Raw genomic sequence first — 26,194 nt, 5'->3', positions numbered from 1 at the left:
ATGTGAGCCTATTATATTCTGTTCTATAATCATTATAGAGTATTTTTTCCGCGTTGTCAAGCCCATTTCCTACGCAACAGACTGCTCCTGCATTCATAATTTGGAGCAGCTCCTTGCAAGAGCGAATGAGAAACCTGACTCTTAGAACCTTCTCCCATCTCTAGCGCACTTCCGCTGTCTCGCCTCCCTTAGAACTTTCCTCCCATATGCCGCGCATAACACAAGGATCAAGTATAATGAAATCGAAACTCAGCACTCCTTACTCGCAAATCAAATAACATGAAATCACTCTGCCCTTGTTTTGTGTTCATAGGAACGCTCCTCTTGAATCAAACTATCATGGCCGTCTCACCTCCATCCTCTCTCAACAGCCTCCTAACCCCCATTCAGACACAATACAACCTCCCGGCCCTGGCCGGCTGTATCGTCACTTCGAAAGGCCTTATCGCTGTAGGAGCTGTGGGCATGCGCAAATTTGGCAGTGACGTGCCCGTTACCCTAAACGACCCCTTCCATCTCGGCTCCGACACGAAGGCGATGACCGCCTTCCTCGTTGCCCTCCTGGTTGAACAAGGAAAGCTGCAGTGGGATACCCCGCTTTCGAAAGCGCTTCCTCAACTCGCCGCCCAAATGCAACCGGACTATCGTCGTGTTACCATCCGCATGCTCTTGGAACATCGGAGCGGGTTTTCTGCGGAAAGCTGGCCCCCCGGCCAAACATTTCAAAGCCTACATCACCTCCCCGGCACGCCTATGAAGCAACGGCTTGCCTACGCCCGCATGATCCTGGCCGATCCGCCCGTGAATCCTCCTGACACAACCTTTCTCTACTCCAATCGCAACTATGCGCTGTTAGGCGTTATCCTTGAACAGTTAACCCACACACCTTGGGAAAAGCTTATTACCGATAAGCTATTTCATCCCCTCCATATGACGACCGCCGGCTTTGGCGCTATGGGCACTGTGGGGAAAATAGATGCCCCATGGCAACATGTGTTCGGCTCCGATGGGAAACCGGATCCCATTCCGCCAGGCCCCCTCAGCGATAACCCCGACGTCATTGCCCCCGCAGGAAAAGTCCACTGCTCCGTGGAAGATTGGGCCAAGTTCATTCAGTGCGTTTTGCGAGGGATGGAAGGTCGCAACGGACTTTTGCAGGCCACAACCCTACAGCGGCTACTGGCCCCTTCCCCCGGCAGCAACTATGCGGGCGGATGGCTTATTACCGACCGTCCTTGGGGTGGCGGACGCGTCTATACCCATGCTGGCAGCAACACAATGAACTTCTGTGTGGCGTGGGTTGCCCCAAAACGTGATTTCGCCGTGCTCATCGCCACCAATATCGGCGGCGATCGCGCTGCCGAAGCCTGCGATGCGGCCGCCAGCACGCTCATTCGCTTTTACTTGGGTTCGCCCACTGCTCCAAAATAGACCGAATTTCGACCGAGGGAGAGATAAGCGTTGACAGAGACTATGCGTTACCGACGTTTTGGCCGTACGGAGCTTTCGATGTCCGTCTTCTCCTGCGGTGGCATGCGCTATCAACACAAATGGCAGGATGTGCCACCCGAAGAGATTCCAAGCGAAGGGCAGGCCAACCTCGAGGCCACCATCCATCGCGCCCTAGAACTCGGCATCAACCATATCGAGACGGCACGCGGCTACGGCACCAGTGAGATGCAACTCGGATGGGTGCTTCCAAAGCTGCCTCGTGAAAAGCTTATTGTGCAGACCAAAGTGGCCCCTGCGGAAAACCCAGCGGACTTTCTCCAAACCTTCGCGCGCTCCCTAAGCTATCTTCGTCTCGAATATGTAGACCTGTTGGCGTTCCACGGTGTCAACAACGATGAGCTGCTTGATCAGGTTCTCCGAAAGGGCGGCTGTTTAGAGGCGGCGCGACAGTTGCAACGCGAAGGGCGCGTGCGTTTTATCGGATTCTCCACCCATGCCTCCTGTCGCGTCATCCTACGCGCCATCGAGACCGGTGAGTTCGACTATGTGAACCTCCATTGGTACTTTGTTAACAAGCAGAACTGGCCGGCCATTGAGGCCGCTACGCGCCACGATATGGGCGTGTTTATCATCTCGCCCTCAGATAAAGGCGGAATGCTCTATCGGCCTCCAGCAAAACTCATCGCTCTGTGTGCCCCCTTTACCCCAATGCAGTTCAACGATCTCTTCTGCTTAGCTCGCCCCCAAGTGCACACGCTCAGCGTAGGAGCCGCTTGCCCCTCCGACTTTGACGAACACGTGGCCGCCCTCAATTTTTACGACCAGCTGCCGCAGGCTATCGCCCCAGTCGAAGCGCGCCTTCGCGAGGAATTAGAGCGCGCAGTGGGACGTGACTGGGCAAACGGATGGTGGCAGGGGATTCCGGAGTATCATGAGGTTCCTGGTGAGATCAACGTTATGGAGATACTGCGCCTTTGGACCTATGCACGCGCCTTCGATCTGGTGGAATGGGCGCGGATGCGTTATAACCTTTTGGGCAATGGGGGGCACTGGTTTCCGGGAAACAACGCCGCCTCTTTCGATGAAGCTCGGCTACGTTCGGCTCTGGCACAGAGCCCCTTCGCCGATCGCATCCCACAGATACTGCGCGAGGCCCACGCCATGCTTCAGGGCGAGGCGCAGAAACGTTTAAGCCAGCACGAGTGAGGAAGCGCCCTCCTGATCACCAGTCAGGGCTGGTTTGAGGCATGGCGTCGCCCTCTTGTTCGAGAAGGCGCTCGGCTTGAATGGCCGCCATGCAGCCAGACCCGGCAGCGGTAACCGCCTGTCGATATTCGTGGTCCTGCACATCGCCCGCAGCAAAAACCCCATAGACGCTCGTACGAACGTCGTGATGCGTTCGTATGTAGCCGTTTTCATCAAGCTCAAGTTGCCCCACGAAGAGGTCGGTATTCGGTTTGTGCCCGATGGCAACAAACAGCCCCGATACGGGCAGCTCACGCCGCTCCCCCGTCTTCACATTTCGAAGGGTGAGGCCGGTTACTCTCTTTAGAGCGGGGTCGTGCACATGCTCCACCACGGAATCCCAGATGAACTCGATTTTAGGGTTGCTGAAGGCGCGTTGCTGCATGATTTTGGAGGCACGCAGCGTGTCTCGCCGATGGATAACGGTAACCTTCGTGGCATGGTTTGTGAGATAGATGGCCTCTTCCATCGCCGTGTCACCGCCTCCTACCACGGCCACCTCCTTGCCTCGAAAGAAAAAGCCGTCGCAGGTGGCACACGCCGAGATGCCGGCTCCGCCGAGGCCGCCCTCCCAAACGGGTTTTTCCTCTGGCAAGCCAAGCCATTTTGCCACAGCGCCCGTAGCAATGATCAGCGTTTTCCCTTCATAAACCGTGTTGCCAACCCAAACTTTGAAGGGACGTTGTGAGAGGTCTACTTTGGTGGCCAAATCCTCTACCAGCTCAATATTAAAACGCAGCGCCTGTTTGCGCATATTCATCATCAACTCCGGCCCTTGAATGCCTTCAGCAAAGCCCGGGTAGTTTTCGACTTCGGTGGTGATCATCAGCTGGCCGCCGGCGCCGGGCAGCTCTTGTCCACGCCCTACGCCGCCATCAATCAGCAAAGGACGGAGATTGGCTCGACCGGCATAGATGGCCGCCGTGTAACCTGCCGGCCCCGAGCCAAGAATGATCACTTTATGCAACATGGTTCCTTCCTAAGGAGGTTATGGGGTTGAACTGGTGCCGCAGAGTTGGTGGAAATAGCGCAACACCTTGCGAACATACTCCTGCGTCTCTTTATACGGCGGAACCCCCCCATATTTCTTCACAGCGCCCGGGCCGGCGTTATAGGCCGCCATCGCCAGTCGAATCTGCTCGTCGCTGAGGGATCCATCCGGAGAGGCATAGGCCTGATAGCGGTCAAGACACTCTCGCAGCTCCATCACGCCTCCCCAAATATTCTGGGCGATGTCGTAGCCATCGGTGAGACCGTAGCGCTGTACCTCGTCAGGCATCAGCTGACAGAGCCCCATGGCGCCTTTGTTGGAGGTGCACTTCGGATCGAAATCCGACTCGGCGATGATCATGGAGACGGTTAGCCGCGGGTCCACCTGCAACTGATACGAGTCGGTTAGCAAGCAGTAGGTAATCAGGCCAACCTCCCGATCCGACAAAGAGGGGTTTCGAGAAGCGATATACTGAAAATAGGGAAGGAACATCGTTCGAAGTTCGGGCGGCATCGCAGCCGTGTAGACGGCAGTTTGCACGCTAGCATCTCCCTCCACGGCCAGAGGGGCCCTTATTTCGCCTCCTCGAGCGGGCATACTTCCTCGCAGATCGGGCGGCAGGGAACGCCGGAAGGCCTGCAGCCATTGGACTTTATCCCACATCTTCTGCAGTTTTTGCGCCTCGGCCCGCGTTTTCGCATCGGCTAAGGCGGCCTCGATATCGTCTTCCAAAGCGGCGGCGAGCACCTTATATTTGGGGATATTGGAATCGGCATCGAGAGCCTCCACTCGCAAAAGCACGCGAATGGTGGCTGCACCGCCCATATCTTGTAGCGCGTTAAAAAAACTCCTCTCGGTGGCAGGCACACTCAGCGAGAGGGGGTCGTTCAAATCGTTTGTTGGCAAAAGCAGCACTGTAACGTTATCGCCACCGCCAGCCCACCCCATTACTTTGCCCTGCACCTCCAGTGCACTGCCCTCATAGCGGGCAGGATCGGCTTCGACCTGTTTTGGGCTTAGCGAGGGATTGTAGTGGGCACGAGCACGCAAAAGCAGGTAGTGGGCTCCATCGCTGGCTTGGGCGCTTTGAAGGCTCAAAAGGCCGCTCCAGCCGACCCATAGAAGCACAAGGAGAAACGTTTTTCTTGGTGGCATCGTCCGTTGTTCCGGGCAGGCTTCCTTAAAAGGGAAACGGCACAGCGGATAAACTGTGCCGCGGAAACCGTTCTAAAGCGGAGAGACCGGGATTCGAACCCGGGGTAGGGGCAATACGCCCCTACAACTGATTAGCAGTCAGCCGCTTTCGACCACTCAGCCATCTCTCCGTACGTGCTTTTCTATTGTATCACAATCTACAGAAAATTGCAACTCCCATTTGGAGGAGTTTTTCAACGCTTTGAAGGCAATTCTAACCCACCCTCGTTTCTTGAGAAAGCCTATCAGATAGACGAACCGATCGGCAACCTAAGGGGACGGACCGTCTTTAGGGCGCATGGGCCGTCTTTTCCGCTTGATGACTGACCGTGTGCCCACCAGCATCAGGCCCTACCGCCTGATGCCCCATCGCAGTGCCAACATCATGAGCATGCCCTAATGTTGCATGACCACCGGCATGATGCCCTCCATGATGCCCTAACCTCAGAGAAGCCAGCAATAGCAGCAGAGCGGAAATCGAAAAGGGCAAAAGGAAAATCAGTGTTTGCCACTGTAACAAGGATGCTGCCCCCATACCCGTTCCCTCTCGATAACGTTTCTCTCAGGTAGTTAATTCTTGAGAGTCTTTTTCATCTCCTTCTGCAGTGGTTGACGAGGAACTTTGCCGGGTGGTTTCGTTTTTAGGGCAGCTATGCCGCCGTCCAGCCTCCATCAATAACGAGCACCGAACCGGTTACGAACTCCGATTCGTCGGCAGCTAGATAGAGCGCCATTAAGGCGATCTCCTCTGGGCGTCCCATACGTCCAATGGGTTGGCGCGCATGAAGTTGGGCACGTGTCTGCTCGATCTCCCCGGCATGGAAACGCTGCAGGTAGCTCTCCACAAAGGGGGTTTCCACAGTGCCGGGCGCAATCGCATTCACCCGAAGGCCCTTCTTGGCGTAGTCCACGGCCATTTGGCGTGTCATGGCGATCACGGCACCTTTGGTAGCGCAGTAGGCGAAGCGTCGAGGGATGCCCACCAGGCCTGCCACCGAGGCGATGTTAATGATGTTTCCTTTGCCCTGCCGCAGCATTAAAGGAGCTGCATGCTTGCAACCGTGGAAGACGCCTGCCACATTCACCCCCATCAGGTGTGCAAACTCCTCCTCAGGCGTCTCCTCTACGCTGCCCACAAACCCGACACCAGCGTTGTTAACCAGTATATCGAGTTGGCCGAAGCGCTCGAATATCTGCTCCAAACCCGTTTTCACGCTTCGAGAGACCGTTACGTCCATCGGCAGGAAAAGCGCCTGGGCTCCTATGCGTTCCACAACTCGACGGCCGTTCGTCTCATCCCGATCGGCCACCACAACGTGTGCGCCCTGCTGCGCAAAGAGGACGGCTATCTGCTCTCCAATGCCCGATCCAGCCCCCGTGATCACGGCTACTTTGTTATCGAGTCGAAACAAAGAGGGTGGTCTCTCCTTTCTTAGCCTCAACCGTTCGCCTCCATTCCCATTCTACAAACCATGCCTCAGGCGTTCTACGCCACAACGAAACGCCTCTTGCTTCTTTCCTCTATTAAAGGCAAGCGTGTGTTCGGAAACGCACAACGACATTAAGCCGTGGTTGCCGCCACCATGGTCTCCCACTGGCGACGCCCCACCTCCTTAACGCGCGAATCGTCCCACTTTTCAAGGGGGGAATAGTTGGGATACCACCCTGGTTTGAACGGATCGTTACGGGCCGCGTTGTAGCAGCAGAGAAAAGTCCACCGAGGATGTGGGCTTCTATTGGCATCGGAACGATGGAGGAGGTTACAATGGAAGAACACCCCATCCCCTGGCTCCAGCTCGCAGTAGACAAGCTCAAGGCGCTGCAATGCGGCCTCAACCCGCTCTCTATCCGCCCCTGTCTGGTCACCAACCCGACCGTGATCGAGCCGCCCTAATAGATGGGAGCCTCGAATAACCTGCAGGCAACCGTTCTCTTTGGTGCAGGCGTCCACGGCGATCTGCACGCTGGCCATGTAGGGAAAAAGGCAGTTGTCGTTGTACCAATACCCGTAGTCCTGATGCCACTCCCAGGCCCCACCTTCAAACGGCTCTTTCATGGTCATCTTATGGTGCCAATGGTAGACCTCGCCGCCCAAAAGCTGCTCCATTGTGTCTACGATACGCCGCGAACGCACAATGGCACCGTAGATATCGTCTCGGAGATCGGTATGCAAGATAATTAAGGCCTTTTTTCCTTCTGCATCTTGCCTTCCGCTACGCTTCTCCAAAATCTCCCTATCCGCTTTGGCGATTTTACGCAGCAGCTCCGTCTCCTCGGCGTCGAGCAGCTGGTGAACGATTAAGTAGCCGTCTCTTGCAAATCGTGCTACCTGGTCTGCATCCACACGGAAGTAGCTCATCTCGGCACCCCCCATGGTTTTGTGTTGTAGATTTCGCGTTTGGTTTACGATATCCTGCTTTTTCTTGAAGGCTCCTGACGTGGGCCTTGAGATCGGCGGCATCGCCCTTCAAAACAGCCAGGTAAAATACTTTTTTAGAAAAGGACAGAAGAAAATGGACTATTCGGCCTTGCTAGAAACGGTAGGTCAACGACTGCGCGCCGACTTCGAGGCAAAGAATCAGGCTCGTGAAGAGACGTTGCGCTTATGTCGAGAGATCATCCAATACACGTCGCGCGCAACCCGAGCCGTCCATCGGAAGGAGTTCGACGTCACCAAACAGCTTATTCAGGAGGCGCGCGAGAAGCTTTTCGCCGCGCATGCCCTTCTCAAGCCCTATCCCGACCTCTTCTATTCCGGCTATATTCACGATGCGCAAAAGGAGTACGTTGAGGCCGAGGCCATGCTCGCCATTGTGATGGAAGCCCCACTTCCCACTCCTGAAGAGCTTGGTGTAGAATCGGCAGCCTATCTTCACGGCCTCGCGGAGGCCGCCAGTGAGAGTCGGCGGTATCTGCTCGATAGCCTTCGCCGAGACCAGCTCGACATTGCCAGCCGCGTGCTCGACTCGATGGAGGCCATCTATGACTTGCTCATCACCTTCGACTTCCCCGACGCGCTGACCGAGGGTTTACGTCGCGCCGTAGATAACCTTCGCGCCGTACTTGAACGAAGTCGAGCCGATCTTACGCTCACCTTCATCCAGAATCGTCTTCGCAGCTCCCTAGAACAGTCTCTGCAAAACGGGCTTGGAACACAATCAACGGAAACGTAGTCAAAGAAAGTGCGTGATCTCCTTTCTGAAGTGTTAGCCGTTTGGCAAGTCGCCTCCGTAGCCCTGGAACGTTGTGCGGAGGCGGCCTTTTTATTTTACGCTCCGTTGACGGCGAGGGCCTGTTCGTGTTATAATACGTACGTTAGTGATTTCTCCCTAAGTGTAGCACGAGTTGCCGATTTTTTCGATAGCCAACTAGCCCCCCTTGCCCCCTGGCCTTGTGAATCGAAGGCTTGGTATGGACTTAAGAACACGCGAGGGTAGACGCGAACAGGGCAAACGCCTACAGCAGGCCGTAGAACGTGCGGGGCTAACGGTGGAGGAGTTGGCCAACCGTTTGGGTTGTTCGCGCGCGCTCATCTACCAATATGTATCCGGTAGCACCTTAGCTCAACCCGATCGGCTTCAGCAGATTGCGGCCATCTGCAACGTGCCCCTTACCTACTTTTACGCCGATACGGTAGAGGCCCCAGAAGAGAAGCCCGAATCGGCTCAGGAGCCTATCGCCACACGGCTTGCAGAAAGCCTTCGCGCTCTACAAGAGCTAGCGACAGCACAGGCGGGCCCTCCCGATCAACGTGCTCTTGTCCTCACCTGTGAACGCATTGTCTCCCTCACTGACCAGCTTGGCGACAGAGCAGCCCAAGTGCGCGCTCAAGAGCAACTTGGCAACGCGCTTCTTGCCTGCGGTGAGAACCTTCGCGCCGCCGATGCCCTCACCCGGGCCGTTGCACTAGCCTCTGAGCTTGGCGATATCCAAACCGAGCTGGCCGCTCGTCAGAGCTTAGGAAAAGCGCTTTGGGGCTTGGGGCGCATTGAGGAGGCTCGCGCGCAGTTTTCTATCGTTGCCAACAGCACCCTCCCTTCCGCACGTTGGCGCGGACTTTTGGCCCTAGGCAGCCTGCACGAACAGTTTGGAGAGTTTGCCGAGGCCATGCGTCTTTTTGAGGAGGCAAACAGCGTTCTCGACGCTCTGGAACAGGACGATGGCTCTGAGGCGCGCATAGGCCGCCTCTATGTGAACACAAACCAACGCAACGTCTATATGGCCTGTGGCGACTTCGCCAACGCCCGCGCCCTCGCCGAAGCCTGTCTCTACGAAGCAGAACAACTGGGGAACGCCGATCAACACCTGGAAGCGCGTTTCGACCTCGCGTGGATAGACTTTGCCACCGGCCGATGGAAGGAAGCCCATACCGGCTGGACGGCCACCCTGCAACTTGCCCGCTTTCTCGGCGACCAGCGGAGGGAGACCCTGAGTCGAGCCTGGCTCGGCCTCTTCTTTGCAGCAGCCGGCGACTTTAATACGGCGATTCAACACGGCAAGGACGCGTTGGCGCAAGCGCTCTCCCGAGGAGACCGGCAAGCAGAGCTCTACGCACAGCTAGCCCTCACCGACGCCTACCTAGGGCTTTCTGGACGGCTTCCGGAGGCACGCTATCATGCTGCGCAGGCCCATGCCGTCGCTGCCTCGGTACGCTATGCCGGTTCAAGCATCGAATGCCAGCTCCGCTCCACACGGCTCTACCTCGCTGAGGGACAAGCGAGCGCTGCAAGAGAAGCCGCCCAACAAGCTTTGAACGACGCCTCCAAACTCGGTGCGCGCCATCTCGAAGCCTTAGCGCGTGTTCGCTTGGCAGAGGCGCTACGCCTGCAAAGTAAAGATCCTCAGACGCTGACTCAAGCGCAAGAACAGGGCGAGCGCGCCCTCGCCCTCGCCCAAGAGACCGGCTTTCTAGAGGCGGCGTGGCGGGCCCATCATCTCCTCGGACTTCTTGGCCTCGATCGTGCCGCCCCTAACCTCCAAGAGGTCGAAAATCACTGGAATCAGGCCATCCGCCTGCTTAACCAGTTGCGCAGCGCCCTTCAGGAGGCTCAACTGCCCGATACCCTTCTCGAAAATGAGGACTGCCTGGCCGTGTACGCTGGCTACGCCAATCTGCTACTAAGTCAAAATCGTCGTCAGGAACGAGAAGCCTTTCTGGAACAGACGAGCTGGCCTCCCCTGTTGGATCGTGTAGAGCGTTAGAAGGATTTGGACGATGACCCCCGCCGGTGTCCAACAAAACAGGATATGGAAAAGCAGCAAGGTGCTATTGGCACTGATATGGAGCGTGATCGCCTTTCTGCTCGATGGCTGTGGCGGAGGCATTAGCTCGTTCACCGGCGGAGGCATTCCACCAGGGCGCAGTGCCGTGCTTGGCCAGGTGATTCAGGCGGCCAACCCCACAGCGCCTGTGCCCGACGCCACGGTCACCATCACTACCTCAACGCCAAACGGACAGTTTCTCTCTTATCGCGTCTATACCGATTCCAACGGGCAGTTCGCCATCAACGGCATTCCGACCGGCAGCGTCGAAAGCCCAGTCACCATCCAGGTACAGCCCAACGACACGTCGCTGCAAAGCCAACACTTCTCCTTCTTACTGGCCAACAATCGCCCCACCCAGGTCGTTATCGCCCTCCTACCGGCCAACTTTAATGCGGCCAACGTGGCCAAAATCGCCATTACCCAAGTGTCGAATCCATCTGGAAACGCACCCCTCTACAAAGCCCAGGTCTACGATGCCCAAGGCAACCTCCTCGCCATCTTTCCTACGCTTATTTTAGATGGAGGGGTCGCTACGGTCAACGCAGATGGAACCTTCACCGTGGCGGGCGCTGCCGCCAACATCACGCCGCAATCCATTACGGCCACAGTACCCTCCGATACCACCCCAAACCCGCCAACAACGACGTTACCGCTCTCCAACGGCGGCAAGCCCACTCCCGATCCAAACCCGACTCCCCCCAACCTCTAAAGGAACTCAAAGTAAGTTAAGGAGATAGGCAGACAGAGGGCCAAGAAGGCTCGGTAAGGGTTGAGACCGTAAAGGCAAGACTATCGTGTGAAATAGTGGTGTGAATGGCATTACTCTCTTGCGCCGGTGAGGATTGAAGTGGTTGGAGAGACCTCCAACCGCAGATAGTCGTAAAGCACGCCTTGCGGCCAATCGTGGGCTTCCAGTTTCAGTTGAATAACGTTCTGGCCAGCCTTCAGGAGAGAGGCGTCGAATGCAACGTCGCGCTCGCACCAGTAGCCCTGTATCCCATCTCGATGCATCACTCCCGAATCAGGAAGCGGGCCAGTGTCTCCTACAACCCTTCCATTGACGAGCACGGTAATATGCGTTCCCTGGCGGCTACCGCAAAAAGCCAACCGTAGGTAGGCCTTTCCTGCAAGCGCTTTCGGCAGCGTAAAGTAGATAGACCATATGCTGTCGGCCACCTGCCATACCGTGCCCCACTCTGGGTCACCATAGATGATGGGCGGTTGACAGTAGTTCCAATCGCGGTGCCAGTCGCTTTTCCCTATAACAAACTGAACTCCATGAGGAAACTCCTTAGGGTAGAGATAGTACAGGCCCCACTGCCAGTAGTGATCTCCATGCCGAAACTCTCTCGCCGTTCGGTCAGGCACGCCTATCTCCCACAAAGGCTTCCCATAATACTTTGGAATCCAGATCAACCGGCCCAGATGGAGCGTCTCTCCCGCGTTAATGGAGATGTCCGTTTTCTCAAACTCTCCGAGCACTCCGGTTGCAAACGCGTGGAGGGTATAGTGGCCAGGCCGAATGTTTGGTATACGAAAGGAGCCGTCGCGGTTTGCCTGAACCCAGAACTGATAGTGGGCTGCATCGCGCTGCCAATCCACCATGGGTGGGAAACCGACCGGCTGATGCGCGGGATAGTCCGGAGCGGTGAGCCCGACCCACATATCTCGAACTTCTAAATGGGGATGGTAGGGATCGTGCACAAGGATCTGGCCGTCAGCGGTGCCGCGGTGAGAGGCGGAAGGATAGTTCGGATCGTCTACCCATGGATAGGGCCACTTCGCCTTCTCCAAGGCCGCCCGATGGAGTGCATCGTGCCACATCGCCTGTGGGGTCGAACCACTATTCACATACAGCACAAAAGGCCCTACAAACTTCGTCCAATCCTCCCCTTTGTCTATGGCGAGCCAGCTTCCTCCGTAGTGGCTACTAAGCCACATATTCAACAACACCGTGTCTACGTGCCCTGTCAGCTCCGGTCGTGTCGGCCCCCCACTAAGGTATTCAAAGCTCGGATTGATCATCCAAAAGCCCACTCCATCGTGTGTGCTTGTCCAGCCGTAAGCCGGCGTCTGGTAGAGCACGGCGGCATAGTCGTACTTATGTTCCACCTCACCAGCTCGCACACCGGTCGTTAGGCGCCGTGCCTCTTTCAGGTTCAACTGTATACCATGATCCCAATCGTAACCAGTAGCCATCTTTTGCTGGCGCTGGGCATCCACCACCAAATAGTCGAAAACGGCGGGGTTGAGCTTAAGACACATCCTCGCCTCACCCACCGAGAAAGAAGGGTAGCTTGGCGGATGATGCCACAGGGCGCTTGCGTAAAGCCAGGAAGCTTCTCGAAACAGGGTGTAGCGCCACTCCACATCCACTGGCAACTGATCGGAGGGGTTGTGCGCGTCATATAGGGCGCGCACGGCCACTTCAACTTCGGCGCCGTGCGAGGCAGCAGGGCTGACGCGCACCAATGCCATCCGTTTAGCTCCAAAATGGCGGGTGCTTCCCACCTGCGACCAGTAGCCCTGCTCACGGCTCATCAGCTCCAGGCCTTTATACTTCCAGGAGGTGATGTTGCCGCTGTACTTATCGATCTGCACTGTAAGGATACCGTTAGAGAGGACAAATGCCCGCGGCGTTTCAGAAAGGGTAACCGGAGGAGCCTGTCGGGCCCATACAGGATATGCCAGCCACCCTATCAAAGCCACTGTCGCTCCCACGCGCACAGTTCGACGGGGTTTTTGCCGAGGATACTGAAGAAACATTCTTACATTCCTTTTGAAAAAATGTCTTCTCCTGCCTATAGAGACGTTTTTCGCTGCAAGAGGTTCGTAATGGTTTTGTTCTTTTTGTTCTTTCCATTGCGCCGACTTTCCTTCCGACCCTATAGCAAAGAGCTTTTTTCTAACATCCTCTTCACTATTCCTCGCAAAGCTACCGGATTTTGGCCAAAAATCCGGTTTCCTCGTCCAAACACCCTCAATGAGAGGACAGCTTGGGCCGAAAATTTCGCCGGAGTCAGCGCCATGAACACAACTTGCCTAAAACTAACATCAGAACAGCTCGATGCCATCCGCGAGATCGCCAATATCGGAACAGGGCACGCGGTAACGGCACTGGCGACGCTCACCGATTGGCGCATCGGCATGCATGTGCCGTGTGTGGATATCGTGCCGCTTTCTCATTTCCTTGAGATCCTGTGCAGACCGGAGGACGAGGCCATCGGCATCTACTTAGCGGTGGAGGGCGATGCTCCGGGACACGTTGCCTTTCTTCTTTCTCAAGAAGGGGCTCTCAAAACGGCCGACAGGCTTTTAGGACAGCCGCTTGGCACCACAAAGGTGTTAGGAGAATTAGAGTGCTCCGCCCTCATGGAGCTGGGGAACATCATCGTCTCCTCGTTCCTTATGGCCATCAGCGAACTTACCGGCCTAACCCTGTTCACCACCCCACCGGCTTTCGCCTGCGACGTCACCGCCAGCATTCTCTCAAGCCTTGCCTCGATGCTGGCAGCTACTGGCACCCTACAAACAGACGCACTGACCATTGTTACCAACATGGAACAGCGCGAGACCGACTTAGAAGGTTTCTTTTTGTACATTCCGGAATCGAATAGTTTGTCTATCTTTTTAAACGCCCTCTATGGAGAGCGCCCCATTGAGTGAAAAGATAACGGTTGGAATGGCTGAGGTCAAAATATGCCGCTCAGAAAACTCGCTCTTGATCGCTTTGGGCTTAGGCAGCTGTGTCGGCGTCTGCATCTACGATCCGGTCTTGTCTCTGGCCGGCATGGCCCATGTGGTTTTACCCAACCGCACAAATCCGGAGGACGACGACCCGCGTTACGCCGACATCGCGGTTCCTCAACTCATTGAAAAGCTACAGAAAGAAGGGGCCCTCCGCTCCCGAATGCGAGTGGCTCTGGCCGGCGGTGGGCAGATCTTTAAAGGGTTTGGCACCATCAGCAAACTTGACATCGGGCCGCGCAATGTGGAGGCCGTGCAGCAGGAGCTAGCCCGCTTTGGACTGCCCATTGTGGCGGCAGACCTAGGAGGAAATGTGGGCAGGACGCTTCTCTTTTATGGCGATGGGCGCGTCTATGTGCGGATTCCAGGACAAGCGGAGCGGTTGCTTGCTGCCCTCGGAGCTGCGGAGAAAGCGCCACGATGGAAATCTATAAACCCGTCCTCACTGGCAAAGGCAGCGTAAAAAGGAGGCTGTGAAATGGCGATTGCAAAGACTTACCTGCAAGAAAATGAAGAGACGGATGCGCGTTACCTGGAAACCGCAGACTATAGCCAGTTTAAAGCGCACATCCTTCGGAAAACCGGCATTGACCTGAACCTCTACCGACAGCAGCAGATGCACCGCAGGCTTTGGGGCCTGGTGGAACGCGCTGGCAAGAAGAGCTTTATGGAGTATTACGCCCTGCTCGAACACGATCCGCAAGAGTACGCCCTGTTTCTCGACCGACTGACGATCAACGTGTCGGAGCTCTTTAGAAACCCGGAGAAATGGGAGGAGCTCCGAACCCATATATTGCCCGAGCTTTTGGCGAAGGGAGGCCCTCTCCGCGTATGGAGCGCTGGCTGCTCCTACGGTGCCGAGCCGTATTCGTTGGCCATTCTGCTCGATCAACTTGCCCCAGAGAGGCCGCATAAAATACTCGCGACCGACTTAGACCGCTCCATTTTAAAGAAGGCGCAGCAAGGGCGGTTTACACGCGCCGATGTGCGCCACGTGGATCCCTCTATTCTGCAGCGCTATTTCCAGGGCACGCCAAACACCAGCCTCCCAGCCGATACAGACGCCTGCTATACCCTATGTCCTCGCATTCGAGAACGGGTCACATTTCGCGCGCATAACCTCCTCTGTGACCCTTTCGAAAAGGATTTTGACCTTATCTGCTGTCGCAACGTGGTGATCTACTTCACCGAAGAGGCCAAAGAGGCGCTTTATCAACGCTTCTACGAGGCCTTGAAGCCCGGCGGATACCTTTTTGTAGGCGGATCGGAACGAATTTTTCGCTATCGCGAGATCGGTTTCGATTCCCCTCTGCCTTTCTTTTATCGAAAAACTGGGGAAACGCCCCACCAGAAACCCCTAGAACGAACCTACAGCAAGTTAAGGAGATAGGAATACGATGGCTAAGAAGATATTGATTGCCGACGATGCGCTCTTTATGCGCGTTACCCTTAAAAACATCTTAGAAAAAAACGGCTACCAGGTCGTTGCCGAGGCCTCCAACGGGCTGGAATCGTTGGACCTTTACCAGAAAACAAAGCCCGACCTCGTGACCATGGATATCACCATGCCAGAGATGGATGGAATAACCGCCGTTCGCGAACTCAAGAAGATCGATCCTCAGGCCAATATCATCATGTGTACGGCCATGGGCCAGAAGCAGATGGTGCTCGAAGCGGTTGCGGCTGGCGCGAAAGACTTTATTGTCAAGCCGTTCCAACCCGATAAGGTACTGGAGGCCGTACAAAAGATCATTGGTGTCTAAACCCTAAGAACTCAACTAACCGAACGGAGAAAAAACAGACCATGAAAGTTCAATATATCAACCCCTTTATATCGGCGGCCTTCCAAGTGCTGGAGATGGTGCTGGGCAGCAAACCCGCGAAAGGCACGCTTTCTATGCGTCCCTCCATCTTCACAAGCCAACAGTGCAACATCATCACCGGGGTGACCGGAAAGGTAGAGGGACAGGTGATCTACGGTATGAGCCTTATCACGGCGGACAAGATCGCCTCGCACATGCTAGGCCAGCCTGTAAGGACGTTTGATCAACTCGCAGCAAGCGCCATCGCCGAGCTAGGCAACATGGTTACCGGCAACGCAGCTACCCTCCTCGCGGAAGCCGGTTTTCCGTGCAACATCACCCCCCCAACCATTGTGCGAGGCACCAATGTGAAGATGACCACTCTCGATATCCCCGCCCTTGTGGTGCCTCTCTGCACCGATTTCGGCGAGATCGAGATCACGGTAAGCTTACAAGAAAGCTAGCCTCGACCCTTCCACTTTTTTCGAGTGCCTACCCAAGAGGAAAGGCTCCATGATGAGCCTTTCCTCTTATTAGCTTAGCGCACCGCCTCCAGGCGGAGATGCGCTGAACGCAGCCCTTCGGAGGTCGCCTCTACCTCAATGCTCCCAGGTCGGTTGCCGGCACGCACCACCAACAAGCACAGGCCGTTGAACGCATGACGATAGTTGGCCTGATCCGGCTCGTGGTCGCTTGGGTCACCGTTTCCCACTCCGGCGATGCTGCCGGCCCCGCGCACCCGAAAATGAACCAGGTTATCGGCCGTAGGAACAACCCGCCCCTGCGCATCCACAATCGCGACCTCCACGATGCCGACCTCTTCACCATCCGCCTTTATCGTGGGTGTAGACGTCGTAAGCCGAATGGCCGCAGGCGGCCCTGTGGTCTCTACACGATCCGTCGCAACGACCTGGCCATTTCGATAGCCTCTTGCCTCTAGAACGCCCGGTGAATAGGGCACGTGCCATTCCACATGCCAATATTTTGGCATCTCTTTTTTGCCCAAGCTCTTCCCATTTAAGAACAGCTCCACCGCATCGCAGTTGCTGTAACACCACACGTCTATAGGCTGTCCCTCTTTACCCTGCCAGTTCCAATGTGGAAACAGATGGACGAGGGGATGCTCTTGGTCCCACCAGGCCTTATAGTAATAGTAGTCGTCTTTTGGGAAGCCACACAGGTCCATCAGGCCAAAATGGGAGTTGACACAGGGCCAGCCATAGGGCGAGGGTTCCCCTTTGTAGTCGAATCCCGTCCACACGAACCCACCGGCCACAAAGGGATGGGTGGCCACGCTTTTCCAGGTGTTCTCGGCGTTGTTGTAGGCGCTGACATAGCCCTTCGCGGGGTCGTTGGCATAAATACCCCGATCGCTCACATCGCTGCCGATCTCACTGCCGACGATGGGAAAATCGGGATGTGACTGGTGAAAGGAGTCGTACACCCCATAGGAGTAGTTGATGCCCTGCACATCCAGCACATGCGACAGGCCATAGCCCCATCCTCCGTTCATCGCCGCAGTGACGGGGCGAGTAGGGTCGAGCGATTCCACGACTTTCTTCATGGCCGCGCCCATACGCTCCCCTGCCGGCGTGCCCTGAATGCCCTCTTCATTGCAGAGCGACCAGAGAATGATGCAGGGGTGGTTGCGATCGCGACGTACCATGGAGGCGAGGTCGGAGAGATCGGAGTAGGGAGCATTCGGGGGCGTCTTTGGCGTGTAGACGTCGCCGAGGTGCCGGTTTTCGTCCATTACCAACATGCCTATTCTATCACAAGCGTCGAGCAGTTCTGGAGCAGGAGGGTTGTGCGAACAGCGATAGGCGTTGCTGCCCATCTCTTTCAGTTTACGAATGCGCCACTCCAGCAACGAGTCGGGCATGCCGATCCCCACACCCGCAAAATCTTGATGGTTGCAGGTGCCCTGTAGCTCCACATGCTTGCCGTTCAAGAAAAAGCCTTGGTTGGGGTCAAACCGAATGGTACGCACTCCGAAGTTGGTTTCGTTGCCATCTACGATGCGTCCATCTCGCAAAACGCTTATCTGCAACTTATAAAGATAGGGGCTCTCTAAAGACCAAAGATGAGGCGCATGAAGCGGCAGGAGAACGGCCACTTTGCGTGTGCCGTTGGGCGGAATACTCACCGTGCTGTCCGTCTGGGCAACGAGGTGGTTCTCCGCATCAAGCACACGAAACTGCAGGCGACACGCAGCCTCGGCATCGGTGTCGTTCTCCACAGTGGTGTGCACATTCACCTGCGCCATAGCGGGGTGTTCCACATCGTCCCCAACCACCTGCGGGTTCACAAAGGTCGTCCACTGCGCGATATGCACGGGGTTCGTAACGATGAGCCACACATGTCGATAGATTCCGCCCCCTTCATACCACCATCCCTCGTAGTTGCCGGGGTCTACATGCACGGCCAACACGTTTTTGCCGCCAAAGTGAGCGGCCTTCGCGATGTTGTAGAAAAAGCTTGTGTAGCCGCTCGGATGGTTTCCGAGAAATTTGCCGTTGAGCCAGACGTCGCTATCTCGGAAGACGCCCTCGAAGTAGAGCCAAAGGCTTTTGCCTCGATCGGACGCTGGCAGATAGAAGGTTTTGCGATACCAAGCTGGTGGCGTGGGAAGAAAACCGTGAGAGACGCTCGCCTTGGGGTCAAAACGTCCCTCGATGACATAATCGTGAGGCAAATGCACAATGCGCCAGGAGCTATCGTTAAAATCGGGTTGCGCGGCACCGCTCCCTATGTCAGCGCCTTTGGCATAGCCTAAAAACACATCGCCCAAAATTCCGCCCGGGCCGCCCCCAGCGTTATCCACCTGTACAGCCAGCAGATTCGGGCCGTTTGAGCGCCACGCTTCGGCCAGCGGAACGACAAAAGGCTCTCCATAGCCCTCATGGTAGTAGAGCTTCTTGCCGTTTAGGTACACCGTGCCGTTATCATCTACGTTCTCAAAGAGAAGATAGAGAGAGTAGCCTTTCGGTGGCGGCGCGATAGGGGGCAGCGTGGTGCGAAACCAGGCAAAGCCCACCCTCCCCTCGAACACATCGGTGCCGGTTTTGACGGGCTTCCAGCCACCTGCCGAGGTATCTAGATTGGGATCCGCCAGCACCCTTGCGTCGCCGGCCCCTTCCTCTATGGGAAGGTAGACCCAATCCGTAATCGGAACGGTTTTCTCCAAATGCGGTGTGGGCTCGCGGAAGAAACGCCAATTGGCGTCGAAGAGGATTTTCTGTCGTTCCCCAAAAGGCGATTCGGCCCGCGCTCTGTGCGTGGCGAACGCGGGACTCGGAAGGGAAAGGGCTACCGCAAGGGGTAGCAGGACGAGAGCTTTCTGAACCTTCATCATCAGGCTCCTGCACTCAAAGTTTTTTGGTCTTTTATATTTAATAAAAGAGCCTCTTTCTCCTGCCACCAAACGTTAGCCACAAACTATCCGGAGACGCACCTAGATAGAAGCGGGATCGCCGATCAGCCCAACAGTGCCCACTTCGCGTATCAGCAAGGAAGCTAGGATGCAGGGTAGGCGTGAAGAATCGCAAGGAAATCGGCCGCCTTTAAGCTGGCCCCACCAACAAGAGCACCATCTATTTCCGGCTGCACGAGGAGATCGGCGGCGTTCTCCGGTTTCACGCTGCCGCCATACTGCACGCGCACGGCAGCCGCGGCATCGGATCCGGCCACCTCGCCCACGGCAGTGCGAATAAGCCCACATACACGGTTGGCTTCCCCAGCAGCGCACACCTCGCCCGTGCCGATCGCCCAAACCGGCTCATAGGCGAAAACGATTTTCCGCGCATCCCCCTCGCTGATGCCCTCCAAAGCCGCGCGCGTTTGCCTTCTGATGACCGCATCGGTCTGGCCGGCTTGCCGTTCTGTCAACGTCTCGCCCACACAGCAGATGGGCGTGAGGCCAGCGGCGAGAGCCGCCCGCAGCTTTCGGTTCACTGTGGCATCGCTCTCCCCAAAATAGGCCAGAATCGTTGCATCGAAATCCGGCTCGGGCACGCCGAAGCGCCCGCGGCGCTCCGAATGCCCGATAATCACATATTCGCACCCCACATCCACCAGCATCCCCGGGGCGATCTGGCCGGTATAGGCTCCCTTTTCCTTCCAAAAAAGGTCTTGAGCGCCAAGTTTCACAGGGGTGTTGTGCAACAATGCGGCCGCGGTGCTTAAAGCCGTAAACGGCGGGCAGACAACCACCTCGCAAGCTGGCTGGCTTTCCAGACGATGCAGCAACTCCTCTAACAGGCGGCGCGTCTCCTCCAAAGTGCAGTGCATCTTCCAGTTGCCAGCGATCACTCCTCTGCGCATTCTTACTCCTTCGTTCTCTTCATTCTATTTATTTATTGTCGCTCTACCCCGTATCCCAGAGAGGACGATAGGGGGTTAAACAAGCTCTTCCAACCCGTGCGTGGAGACCAGTGCGAAGCTGCGCTCGCCGTATACCGGCGTGCATTGGCTTTGATTGAGGCGATACTCCTCGTCAATCACAAACGTGAACGCCTCGGTAAGACGGCAAAACCGCTTCAGCTCGGCAACTTCTTCTGGGGTCTCCGGCACGATGCGTAAGATCAATCCAACCCGTCTGCCTTCCTCATCCAACACACACGGTTCTCCAGGACGCATTCCGAGTATTTGGGCTTTCATGCGCTCTCCTCTCAACGACGACAGACACCGCTCCAAGCGGTCTGTCTGTTCTTTGCGTTAGGCTCTCCCGCCCACCATCCAAAAGAGGCTTAAGGCGACATCCGGACGCTAAAGATTATTTTACCGCAAGTAAGGCACTCTGCCTGAGAGGAGGAAAAGCCACGAACGAGATCTAGGTGTTTTTCACCGCTGTGGGTTAAGCTGTTCAGGCGGCAAGAGGCTAGCGGCCTCCTTATCCACCAGCCATAGCAGTTCGCCATCGGCAGGGCGGATGCCCACAGCGGGGCAAAGCCAGATCGGCGGGCGTTCTACTAGCGCACGGTACAACGTTTTCGCCTTATTGCTACCCGCCACCAAAAACACCACCTGCCGAGCCGCATTAATGAGCGGGAAGGTAAAAGTAATGCGGTCTACAGGGGGTGGCAGCGTGCCAGGCGGTGTAGCGACCACCAGGCGCTTTCTTTCGGTGAGGGCGGCAGCGCTGGGAAAGAGAGAGGCGGTATGGCAATCGTCGCCGAGGCCTAGAAACACGAGGTCAAACCGGGGCAGCGTCTGACGGTCGGGCAGGGCAAAGAAGGCCAGCAGCATCTGTTCGTAGTGCTCGGCCGCGGCCTCTGGGGTGGGCAGATCGGTGCGCACCGCCAAAACGTGCCCGGCAGGCAGCGGCAGCGCATCGAGCATGGCCTGCTTCACCATGTGATAGTTGCTGCGCGGGTCATCATGAGGCACAAAGCGTTCGTCTCCAAAAAAGAGGTAGACTTTATTCCAATCCAGCTGTGTGGCACGCTCCGGCTGGGCAAGCAGCGTGTAGGTTCGTTCGGGGGTCGAGCCGCCGGAGAGGGCGGCAACAAAGCGCCCGCGCTCCTCGATGGCGCGCTGGGCTATTTGAAGAAAGAGATTGGCGGCCTTTTGCGCCAACTGCTCTTTGTCTTCACATACAGAGATGGTCATTCCAAATACCTCGAAAAACAGCTAGCAACAGGAGCGTAGATAAACCTTTCGCTTGGTGCGCATTGAGCTGATGTCTCAACGAGCTGAACGCTTTGTTTTCTCCATAGGCCAATAGAGGAGCAGCGGTTAGTGGAAACTGAACCGGTTAAGTTACACGAAGAAAAAACACGCCTCTTGCTTCCCCTCACCCTATTGATTTTCTATTGTACCCTATCTCCCCCTTAAATTGCAAGTAGTTCTCCTTTTGTTCCAGGTATGCTAAATGTGCACCTAATTTCAAAAGAGGAAGGGTTTCACGATGCGTTCCGAAACAAGGTGGGATGTCATTACGTTTGGAGAGACCATGCTGCGCCTTAGCCCGCCGCACTACATGCGGCTGGAAGAGGCCACCTCATTGGAGGTGCGAATCGGCGGAGCCGAATCGAATGTGGCCGTAGCCCTCTGCCGCCTCGGCCTGCGGGCCTGTTGGTGGTCACGCCTTCCCAATACCCCCCTAGGGCGCCGCATTGAAAACGAGCTGCGGCGTTGGGGCGTAGATACTTCGGCCGTTATTTGGGATTCAGACCCTAAAGCACGCACAGGTCTCTACTTTCTGGATTTTGGCGTCGCGCCACGCGCGACCGAGGTCTACTACGACCGAGCCGCCTCCGCTGCGAGCGCCATTGGGCCGGAAGATGTAGATGCCCAACGCATCGCCGAGGCGCGTCTGCTGCATGTTACCGGCATCACCCCCGCCCTCAGCGCCCGATGCGCCGCCGCCGTCCGCTACGCCATCGAGGCCGCCAAAAGGGCGGGCACGCGGGTCTGCTTCGACACCAACTATCGTGCGCGCCTCTGGTCTCCGGAAGCTGCACGCACCACCCTCGAGCCGCTGCTCCCCTACGTAGACCTGCTGATTGCGCCGCATGAAGAGGCACGACTGCTGTTTGCGCTGACGGAGGAGAAGGAGCGAATGGCGCGCGCTCTTCACGACCGCTACGGCATCGAGACCGTAGTGGTGACCTGTGGAGGCGATGGCGCTTATGCCTTTAGCCCCTCCGGGGAGCACTTCGCCGCCCCCTACCCCATTGCCTACGTGGTGGATAGAGTGGGCGCCGGCGATGCCTTCGACGCCGGGGTTATCTACGGCTATCTTCAACAAAATATATCGCTTGGCCTAGAGATGGGCATGGCCATGGCCGCTCTCAAACATACCCTTCCGGGCGACCTTTTGCTGTGCACTTTTGAGGAGATCGAGGCGGTGAGAACAGCACATCACCAAACGTCCCCTTCCTCCATCCGCCGGTAGGAGGCAGGCAGATCACTGGGCTTTACCGTTTCGGCATTTCGCGCCGAGCGGAAATGCTTGCCAGGGGGACCTTTTCCGTTTGCCTCTGTTTCCCGAATTTTTCCCCAAAAAGTGTGAGCGACAAAAATTTTTTTGAAACCTCTGTCTTCCACACCCAGTCTTTTTTATAGCTGATGTCGTTTCACACGCATCGCCTCGCTCCGCGATGCCGTTCGCTTTGCTTTTCTAAGAAAGCGAGTTTCCCCATGGAAGCGTTCTGTGATGAAGAGCTTCAGAAGCTTGCCAAGCTTGCCCGGATGTAAGCCCGCCGTTTCCAACCCCCGGCAGAGAACGTAAAAGATTGCGGCCAACAGCTCATAGAGTACCTGCTCAAACGATCGCCTGAAGAGCTGGCCGCCATCCGTGCGCGCCCCAACCGCTACGCCCACAACTTTGCGGTGGACTACCTGCGTCATTACCGCGCCAGGCAAAAGTGCCTGGAGCAGCTGAAGCAAGAGGCCCAGCAAACCCCCTAAGACAATTGACCCCGATGACCTGCTGCTTCGGCAAGAGTTTCACAACCTGATCGAGGTCTCTTTAGGCACTCTTTCCGAAAAGGAACGTGCCCTGATCTAAGCGCATGTCATCGAGCAGCAAAGCTTTGTTGAAATCGCCAACCAGACGGGGCGCAGTGATGGCGCTGTGCGTATGGCCTAACACCGCGCCATCACCCATCTGCGCTCCGTACTGGAGCCAATGGGCTAACTGAAGAGGATTTCAAGGAGTATATGGCGGTCCATCAGCGAAGATTGGAAGATGATTAGAAGCCTTTGTGGCAGGGCATAAAGGAAGCCATCAAACGGGGCGCTGCCGATATATAGAAGCGAAAAAAGCTGCTCTCTGCAAGGACTGTGGCGCTCACTGAGACCGGCTTGGAGGGCTATCAAACGATGGATCAAAACCAGTCGCCTTCGGCAACAGCATCGGTGAATGAAGAACCTTCAAATCCTTCTTTTGAGGTGAGGGAGGAAGCGGTTCAAACTCAAACGGCCAGGACTTCGCGTATCCTTTATCGTTCTCTGTTGCTGATGCTTTTTGGCACCGAAGCGCTTATTTTGATGTGGCTACTTCCGCACGATAAGGTGACACTCCATCGTCATCGCAGCCTGTTGCCGCTTCGCTCCTCTTCGGCCTCTAGCGCGTCTCAAGACCCCTACTTGGAGGCGATGAAGAACGCTCCCAAGATCGGCACGCCGTTCCTGCCGACAGGCATTGGCAAGATAGTACGGCAAGTGGCCCCAAAGCACGTGCGTTATACGCTGCTGGGTTATGTGGGCAACTGTGCGTCGTGCCTCAATGTGAACTTGAAGAGCTGGCAGGAAGAGGCAAAGGCGCGAGGAGTCGGTTTCGTGTTGTTTACCACGGCGCCCTCTTTCATCGCGCAGACGTTTGTTAAGCAGCAGGGTTTAAAAGTGCCCATCGTGTGCGACATAAAAGGAGATCTGGTCAAGCAGCTTAAGGCGTTATGGCCAGGACGCTGTTTTTTGATCGGAGCTGGCATGTGGCGTGGATCGATCGTTCTCCTGGGCCGCAGTACGACCCCTTTGGAGACACCACACTCCAAGCCGTTTTAAAGCAATGAGGGCAAAGTAGATGCGGTATCGAGGTTTCACGTTAGTAGAGCTGTTGGTGGTGCTGGGGATTATCGCGTTGCTGGCAGGCATTCTGTGGATGGTGTTCGCCCCTGCACACGAGAAGGCACGCCAGAACGTGTGTATCTCCAACCTCCACCAGATAGGAGTGGCCTTGTCGCTCTACCGTTCAGACTACGATGGACAGGAGGCCCTGCAAGGCGTCCCCATGACCGTCTCCCAGCTCGGACTGCCAACTGAACAAGATGGAATATTCACTTTTGACAATGCCTACGTGAAAGACCATCGTGTGCTCCACTGCCCCGACTTCTGGCTCGACCCCAACAAATCGCCCCAAGAGAAAAAACAGGCAGCATCAAGCTATTCCTGGTCTTTTATCAGTGATGATCCCATGATACCAAAACCCAGCCGGTTCTCCACGCTTGTAGCGCGGGATGGCGATCGTGTTATCACCACGCTTTGTAAAGAGCTTCCCCGTCTCCGTGTTCCAACTGCCGGCAGGGACGGTGGCCGTTTTACCGGATAAAGTGCGGGAGTATGTCAGCGACCGTTTCGGGCTAGGAAAGGGGGTGCGCATAGAGCACCAGAAGGGTTTTGGCATTATTTACAACCCCGTGACGGCGGCCGATTTCGCAAAGCCATCTCGCTAGCGTTAGGAGGCCTGACGCATGGCATCTTCGGCGTTGTCGGTGATGAGCGTAGGGTCAATTCGTTTTAGCACCGTCTCCTCATCCACCACGCACTTTTTCACGTTGGATTGAGAGGGCAGCTCATACATTACGTTAAGCATAACCTCTTCGATAATGGTGCGTAGGGCGCGGGCGCCGGTACTGCGTTGGATGGCCTCGCGGGCGATGGCGCGCAGGGCGGCTTCGGTAAACACCAGCTCCACTCCCTCATACTCCAAGAAACGCGCGTACTGTTTGACCAAGGCGTTCTTAGGCTCTACGAGAATGCGCATGAGAGCCTCTTCATCCAACGGGTCGAGAGTGGCCACAATGGGCAGGCGCCCCACAAATTCGGGAATGAGACCGTATTTTAGCAGGTCGTCGGGCATCACGTGCTGGTAGAGGTTTCCTTTTTGCGAGGCTCGATCCTGCTTATCGCCGATGTTGGCGCGAATACCCATGGTACGGTTGTTAATACGGCGTGAGATGATGTCGGTAAGCCCCTCAAAAGCGCCTCCGCAGATAAAAAGAATATTGGTGGTATCTACCTGTACATACTCTTGCTGAGGGTGCTTGCGACCTCCCTGAGGGGGAACGTTGGCGATGGTGCCCTCCAGAATTTTCAGCAGGGCCTGCTGCACCCCCTCTCCGCTCACGTCGCGGGTAATGGAGGGATTTTCGCTTTTACGGCTGATCTTGTCTATTTCATCAATGTAGATAATGCCGCGCTGTGCGTTGCGGATGGTCTGCTCAAGGCCGCCACTAGGGTTCATGTTTTCGGCGGCCTGCAGCAACTTCAACAGAATATTTTCTACGTCCTCGCCCACATAGCCCGCCTCGGTAAGGGTGGTGGCATCGGCGATGGCAAAAGGAACGTTGAGGATGCGGGCAAGCGTTTGGGCTAGCAGCGTTTTGCCAGAGCCGGTTGGCCCGATGAGGAGAATGTTGGACTTTTGCAGCTCCACATCGTTGCTCGGCGCGTTAATGCGCTTATAGTGGTTATAGACCGCCACCGAGAGCACGCGTTTGGCGCGCTCCTGCCCCACCACATACTGACTGAGGATGCGGTAGATCTCTTTCGGTTTGGGAATAGACCCCCAAGCCGGCCCCACACCCGGAGCGACCTCTTGGCCCTCACGAGCGATGATCTCATTACAACGTTCGACACACTGGAAGCAGACGGCACCATACACCCCCGCTATCAGTTTGCCCACCTGCTCCCGTGTTTTACCGCACAGCACGCAGCGGTTCTCGGACCTCTCAAAAACTCTTGACAAAGCTCTCTCCTTGAAACGGAAGCG

27 protein-coding genes and 1 tRNA gene are annotated in these 26,194 nt (G+C 56.2%); 14 read left to right on the top strand and 14 right to left on the bottom strand.

The window, feature by feature from the left end; all coding sequences use genetic code 11:
- The first annotated feature begins 324 nt into the window (after positions 1–324).
- Both CCALI_RS12730 and CCALI_RS12725 read left to right on the top strand, forming a co-directional pair.
- The gene (locus CCALI_RS12730; protein WP_016483880.1) at positions 325–1,431 is read left to right on the top strand and encodes a serine hydrolase domain-containing protein; all 1,107 of its coding nucleotides are present in this window, start codon (positions 325–327) and stop codon (positions 1,429–1,431) included.
- Positions 1,432–1,473: 42 nt separating this feature from the next.
- A complete protein-coding gene (locus CCALI_RS12725; RefSeq protein WP_016483879.1) occupies positions 1,474–2,658 on the top strand; it encodes an aldo/keto reductase in 1,185 nt (394 codons plus the stop codon).
- Positions 2,659–2,674: 16 nt separating this feature from the next.
- On the opposite strand, the gene trxB is transcribed toward CCALI_RS12725, so the two are convergent.
- The 6 genes from trxB to CCALI_RS12695 all read right to left on the bottom strand — a co-directional run bounded on the left by trxB (position 2,675) and on the right by CCALI_RS12695 (position 7,241).
- Positions 2,675–3,667 (bottom strand): thioredoxin-disulfide reductase, encoded by a 993-nt coding sequence (trxB, locus tag CCALI_RS12720; protein WP_016483878.1) that lies wholly within the window; start codon positions 3,665–3,667, stop codon positions 2,675–2,677.
- Between the two features lie 18 nt (positions 3,668–3,685).
- Positions 3,686–4,843 (bottom strand): lytic transglycosylase domain-containing protein, encoded by a 1,158-nt coding sequence (locus tag CCALI_RS16505; protein ID WP_016483877.1) that lies wholly within the window; start codon positions 4,841–4,843, stop codon positions 3,686–3,688.
- A 78-nt stretch (positions 4,844–4,921) separates the two neighbouring features.
- Positions 4,922–5,013: transfer RNA gene (locus tag CCALI_RS12710), tRNA-Ser, on the bottom strand.
- A 158-nt stretch (positions 5,014–5,171) separates the two neighbouring features.
- Complete coding sequence (locus CCALI_RS12705; protein WP_016483876.1) at positions 5,172–5,417, bottom strand: hypothetical protein; 246 nt, start codon at positions 5,415–5,417, stop codon at positions 5,172–5,174.
- A gap of 115 nt (positions 5,418–5,532) precedes the next feature.
- Positions 5,533–6,294: an SDR family NAD(P)-dependent oxidoreductase gene (locus CCALI_RS12700; RefSeq protein ID WP_016483875.1), complete on the bottom strand. Its 762-nt coding sequence runs from the start codon at positions 6,292–6,294 to the stop codon at positions 5,533–5,535.
- Between the two features lie 149 nt (positions 6,295–6,443).
- Positions 6,444–7,241: a phytanoyl-CoA dioxygenase family protein gene (locus tag CCALI_RS12695; protein ID WP_044949245.1), complete on the bottom strand. Its 798-nt coding sequence runs from the start codon at positions 7,239–7,241 to the stop codon at positions 6,444–6,446.
- A gap of 79 nt (positions 7,242–7,320) precedes the next feature.
- Between CCALI_RS12695 and CCALI_RS12690 the strand changes: the two genes are divergently transcribed.
- The 3 genes from CCALI_RS12690 (at position 7,321) to CCALI_RS12680 (ending at position 10,856) form a co-directional block, all read left to right on the top strand.
- Positions 7,321–8,055, top strand: a complete 735-nt coding sequence (locus CCALI_RS12690; RefSeq protein WP_082629893.1) for a translin family protein — start codon at positions 7,321–7,323, stop codon at positions 8,053–8,055.
- A 238-nt stretch (positions 8,056–8,293) separates the two neighbouring features.
- Positions 8,294–10,084, top strand: coding sequence for a helix-turn-helix domain-containing protein (locus CCALI_RS12685; RefSeq protein WP_016483872.1), 1,791 nt, complete (start codon positions 8,294–8,296; stop codon positions 10,082–10,084).
- A 13-nt stretch (positions 10,085–10,097) separates the two neighbouring features.
- Positions 10,098–10,856: a collagen binding domain-containing protein gene (locus CCALI_RS12680; protein ID WP_016483871.1), complete on the top strand. Its 759-nt coding sequence runs from the start codon at positions 10,098–10,100 to the stop codon at positions 10,854–10,856.
- A 110-nt stretch (positions 10,857–10,966) separates the two neighbouring features.
- On the opposite strand, the gene CCALI_RS12675 is transcribed toward CCALI_RS12680, so the two are convergent.
- Positions 10,967–12,913, bottom strand: coding sequence for a polysaccharide lyase family protein (locus CCALI_RS12675; protein ID WP_016483870.1), 1,947 nt, complete (start codon positions 12,911–12,913; stop codon positions 10,967–10,969).
- Between the two features lie 261 nt (positions 12,914–13,174).
- Between CCALI_RS12675 and CCALI_RS12670 the strand changes: the two genes are divergently transcribed.
- From CCALI_RS12670 to CCALI_RS12650, 5 genes are read left to right on the top strand one after another with little or no spacing between them, the layout of a single operon-like run.
- Complete coding sequence (locus CCALI_RS12670; protein WP_044950507.1) at positions 13,175–13,813, top strand: chemotaxis protein CheC; 639 nt, start codon at positions 13,175–13,177, stop codon at positions 13,811–13,813.
- On the top strand, positions 13,806–14,357 hold the full coding sequence (locus CCALI_RS12665) for a chemotaxis protein CheD (RefSeq protein WP_016483868.1): 552 nt from the start codon (positions 13,806–13,808) through the stop codon (positions 14,355–14,357). Before CCALI_RS12670 ends, CCALI_RS12665 begins: the two co-directional genes overlap by 8 nt.
- A 15-nt stretch (positions 14,358–14,372) precedes the next feature.
- Positions 14,373–15,284: a CheR family methyltransferase gene (locus tag CCALI_RS12660; protein WP_016483867.1), complete on the top strand. Its 912-nt coding sequence runs from the start codon at positions 14,373–14,375 to the stop codon at positions 15,282–15,284.
- 7 nt (positions 15,285–15,291) lie between these two features.
- On the top strand, positions 15,292–15,657 hold the full coding sequence (locus CCALI_RS12655) for a response regulator (protein WP_016483866.1): 366 nt from the start codon (positions 15,292–15,294) through the stop codon (positions 15,655–15,657).
- Between the two features lie 41 nt (positions 15,658–15,698).
- A complete protein-coding gene (locus CCALI_RS12650) occupies positions 15,699–16,160 on the top strand; it encodes a chemotaxis protein CheX (protein WP_016483865.1) in 462 nt (153 codons plus the stop codon).
- Between the two features lie 74 nt (positions 16,161–16,234).
- Here CCALI_RS12650 and galA read toward each other — a convergent pair whose 3' ends face one another.
- The 4 genes from galA to pgl form a co-directional block, all read right to left on the bottom strand.
- On the bottom strand, positions 16,235–19,051 hold the full coding sequence (gene galA, locus CCALI_RS12645; protein ID WP_242396609.1) for a beta-galactosidase GalA: 2,817 nt from the start codon (positions 19,049–19,051) through the stop codon (positions 16,235–16,237).
- Positions 19,052–19,212: 161 nt separating this feature from the next.
- Complete coding sequence (gene tpiA / locus CCALI_RS12640) at positions 19,213–20,019, bottom strand: triose-phosphate isomerase (protein ID WP_016483863.1); 807 nt, start codon at positions 20,017–20,019, stop codon at positions 19,213–19,215.
- A 75-nt stretch (positions 20,020–20,094) separates the two neighbouring features.
- Positions 20,095–20,355 carry a hypothetical protein gene (locus CCALI_RS12635; RefSeq protein WP_016483862.1) on the bottom strand — a complete coding sequence of 87 codons (261 nt, stop codon included), beginning with the start codon at positions 20,353–20,355 and terminating at the stop codon, positions 20,095–20,097.
- A gap of 183 nt (positions 20,356–20,538) precedes the next feature.
- Entirely contained in the window at positions 20,539–21,306 is a 768-nt protein-coding gene (gene pgl, locus CCALI_RS12630) for a 6-phosphogluconolactonase (RefSeq protein ID WP_016483861.1), read from the bottom strand.
- 298 nt (positions 21,307–21,604) lie between these two features.
- On the opposite strand from pgl, the gene CCALI_RS12625 reads away from it, so the two are divergent.
- The gene (locus CCALI_RS12625; protein WP_016483860.1) at positions 21,605–22,594 is read left to right on the top strand and encodes a sugar kinase; all 990 of its coding nucleotides are present in this window, start codon (positions 21,605–21,607) and stop codon (positions 22,592–22,594) included.
- A gap of 164 nt (positions 22,595–22,758) precedes the next feature.
- Here the strand turns inward: CCALI_RS12625 and CCALI_RS12620 are convergent, their stop codons facing one another.
- Entirely contained in the window at positions 22,759–23,088 is a 330-nt protein-coding gene (locus CCALI_RS12620) for a hypothetical protein (protein WP_155850562.1), read from the bottom strand.
- An 82-nt stretch (positions 23,089–23,170) separates the two neighbouring features.
- Positions 23,171–23,308, bottom strand: a complete 138-nt coding sequence (locus CCALI_RS16240; protein WP_155850561.1) for a hypothetical protein — start codon at positions 23,306–23,308, stop codon at positions 23,171–23,173.
- Positions 23,309–23,523: 215 nt separating this feature from the next.
- On the opposite strand from CCALI_RS16240, the gene CCALI_RS12615 reads away from it, so the two are divergent.
- Genes CCALI_RS12615 through CCALI_RS16235 form a run of 3 tightly spaced genes read left to right on the top strand, consistent with a single transcriptional unit; the run spans position 23,524 to position 24,875 of the window.
- Positions 23,524–24,207 (top strand): redoxin, encoded by a 684-nt coding sequence (locus tag CCALI_RS12615; RefSeq protein WP_016483859.1) that lies wholly within the window; start codon positions 23,524–23,526, stop codon positions 24,205–24,207.
- 19 nt (positions 24,208–24,226) lie between these two features.
- A complete protein-coding gene (locus CCALI_RS15480) occupies positions 24,227–24,751 on the top strand; it encodes a type II secretion system protein (RefSeq protein ID WP_016483858.1) in 525 nt (174 codons plus the stop codon).
- Positions 24,708–24,875, top strand: a complete 168-nt coding sequence (locus CCALI_RS16235; RefSeq protein ID WP_156415928.1) for a hypothetical protein — start codon at positions 24,708–24,710, stop codon at positions 24,873–24,875. Before CCALI_RS15480 ends, CCALI_RS16235 begins: the two co-directional genes overlap by 44 nt.
- A gap of 2 nt (positions 24,876–24,877) precedes the next feature.
- Here the strand turns inward: CCALI_RS16235 and clpX are convergent, their stop codons facing one another.
- Positions 24,878–26,170, bottom strand: coding sequence for an ATP-dependent Clp protease ATP-binding subunit ClpX (clpX, locus tag CCALI_RS12605; protein WP_016483857.1), 1,293 nt, complete (start codon positions 26,168–26,170; stop codon positions 24,878–24,880).
- Positions 26,171–26,194: the final 24 nt, after the last annotated feature.

It is taken from the genome of Chthonomonas calidirosea T49 (genome assembly GCF_000427095.1).
Taxonomy (GTDB): Bacteria; Armatimonadota; Chthonomonadetes; order Chthonomonadales; family Chthonomonadaceae; genus Chthonomonas; species Chthonomonas calidirosea.
This window is presented reverse-complemented; position numbering and strand designations above follow the sequence as displayed.

Excerpts from the sequence above, each read along its gene's own strand:
- CCALI_RS12680 (WP_016483871.1), top strand. The coding sequence starts at position 10,098 with ATGACCCCCGCCGGTGTCCAACAAAACAGGATATGGAAAAGCAGCAAG.
- CCALI_RS12670 (WP_044950507.1), top strand. The coding sequence starts at position 13,175 with ATGAACACAACTTGCCTAAAACTAACATCAGAACAGCTCGATGCCATC.
- CCALI_RS12675 (WP_016483870.1), bottom strand. The coding sequence starts at position 12,913 with ATGTTTCTTCAGTATCCTCGGCAAAAACCCCGTCGAACTGTGCGCGTG.
- tpiA (WP_016483863.1), bottom strand. The coding sequence starts at position 20,019 with ATGCGCAGAGGAGTGATCGCTGGCAACTGGAAGATGCACTGCACTTTG.
- CCALI_RS12685 (WP_016483872.1), top strand. The coding sequence starts at position 8,294 with ATGGACTTAAGAACACGCGAGGGTAGACGCGAACAGGGCAAACGCCTA.
- CCALI_RS16240 (WP_155850561.1), bottom strand. The coding sequence starts at position 23,308 with ATGGGTGATGGCGCGGTGTTAGGCCATACGCACAGCGCCATCACTGCG.
- CCALI_RS12660 (WP_016483867.1), top strand. The coding sequence starts at position 14,373 with ATGGCGATTGCAAAGACTTACCTGCAAGAAAATGAAGAGACGGATGCG.
- CCALI_RS12725 (WP_016483879.1), top strand. The coding sequence starts at position 1,474 with ATGCGTTACCGACGTTTTGGCCGTACGGAGCTTTCGATGTCCGTCTTC.
- CCALI_RS16505 (WP_016483877.1), bottom strand. The coding sequence starts at position 4,843 with ATGCCACCAAGAAAAACGTTTCTCCTTGTGCTTCTATGGGTCGGCTGG.
- CCALI_RS12705 (WP_016483876.1), bottom strand. The coding sequence starts at position 5,417 with ATGGGGGCAGCATCCTTGTTACAGTGGCAAACACTGATTTTCCTTTTG.
- CCALI_RS15480 (WP_016483858.1), top strand. The coding sequence starts at position 24,227 with ATGCGGTATCGAGGTTTCACGTTAGTAGAGCTGTTGGTGGTGCTGGGG.
- pgl (WP_016483861.1), bottom strand. The coding sequence starts at position 21,306 with ATGACCATCTCTGTATGTGAAGACAAAGAGCAGTTGGCGCAAAAGGCC.
- CCALI_RS12625 (WP_016483860.1), top strand. The coding sequence starts at position 21,605 with ATGCGTTCCGAAACAAGGTGGGATGTCATTACGTTTGGAGAGACCATG.
- CCALI_RS12650 (WP_016483865.1), top strand. The coding sequence starts at position 15,699 with ATGAAAGTTCAATATATCAACCCCTTTATATCGGCGGCCTTCCAAGTG.
- CCALI_RS12655 (WP_016483866.1), top strand. The coding sequence starts at position 15,292 with ATGGCTAAGAAGATATTGATTGCCGACGATGCGCTCTTTATGCGCGTT.
- CCALI_RS12615 (WP_016483859.1), top strand. The coding sequence starts at position 23,524 with ATGGATCAAAACCAGTCGCCTTCGGCAACAGCATCGGTGAATGAAGAA.
- CCALI_RS12635 (WP_016483862.1), bottom strand. The coding sequence starts at position 20,355 with ATGAAAGCCCAAATACTCGGAATGCGTCCTGGAGAACCGTGTGTGTTG.
- galA (WP_242396609.1), bottom strand. The coding sequence starts at position 19,051 with ATGATGAAGGTTCAGAAAGCTCTCGTCCTGCTACCCCTTGCGGTAGCC.
- CCALI_RS12695 (WP_044949245.1), bottom strand. The coding sequence starts at position 7,241 with ATGAGCTACTTCCGTGTGGATGCAGACCAGGTAGCACGATTTGCAAGA.
- trxB (WP_016483878.1), bottom strand. The coding sequence starts at position 3,667 with ATGTTGCATAAAGTGATCATTCTTGGCTCGGGGCCGGCAGGTTACACG.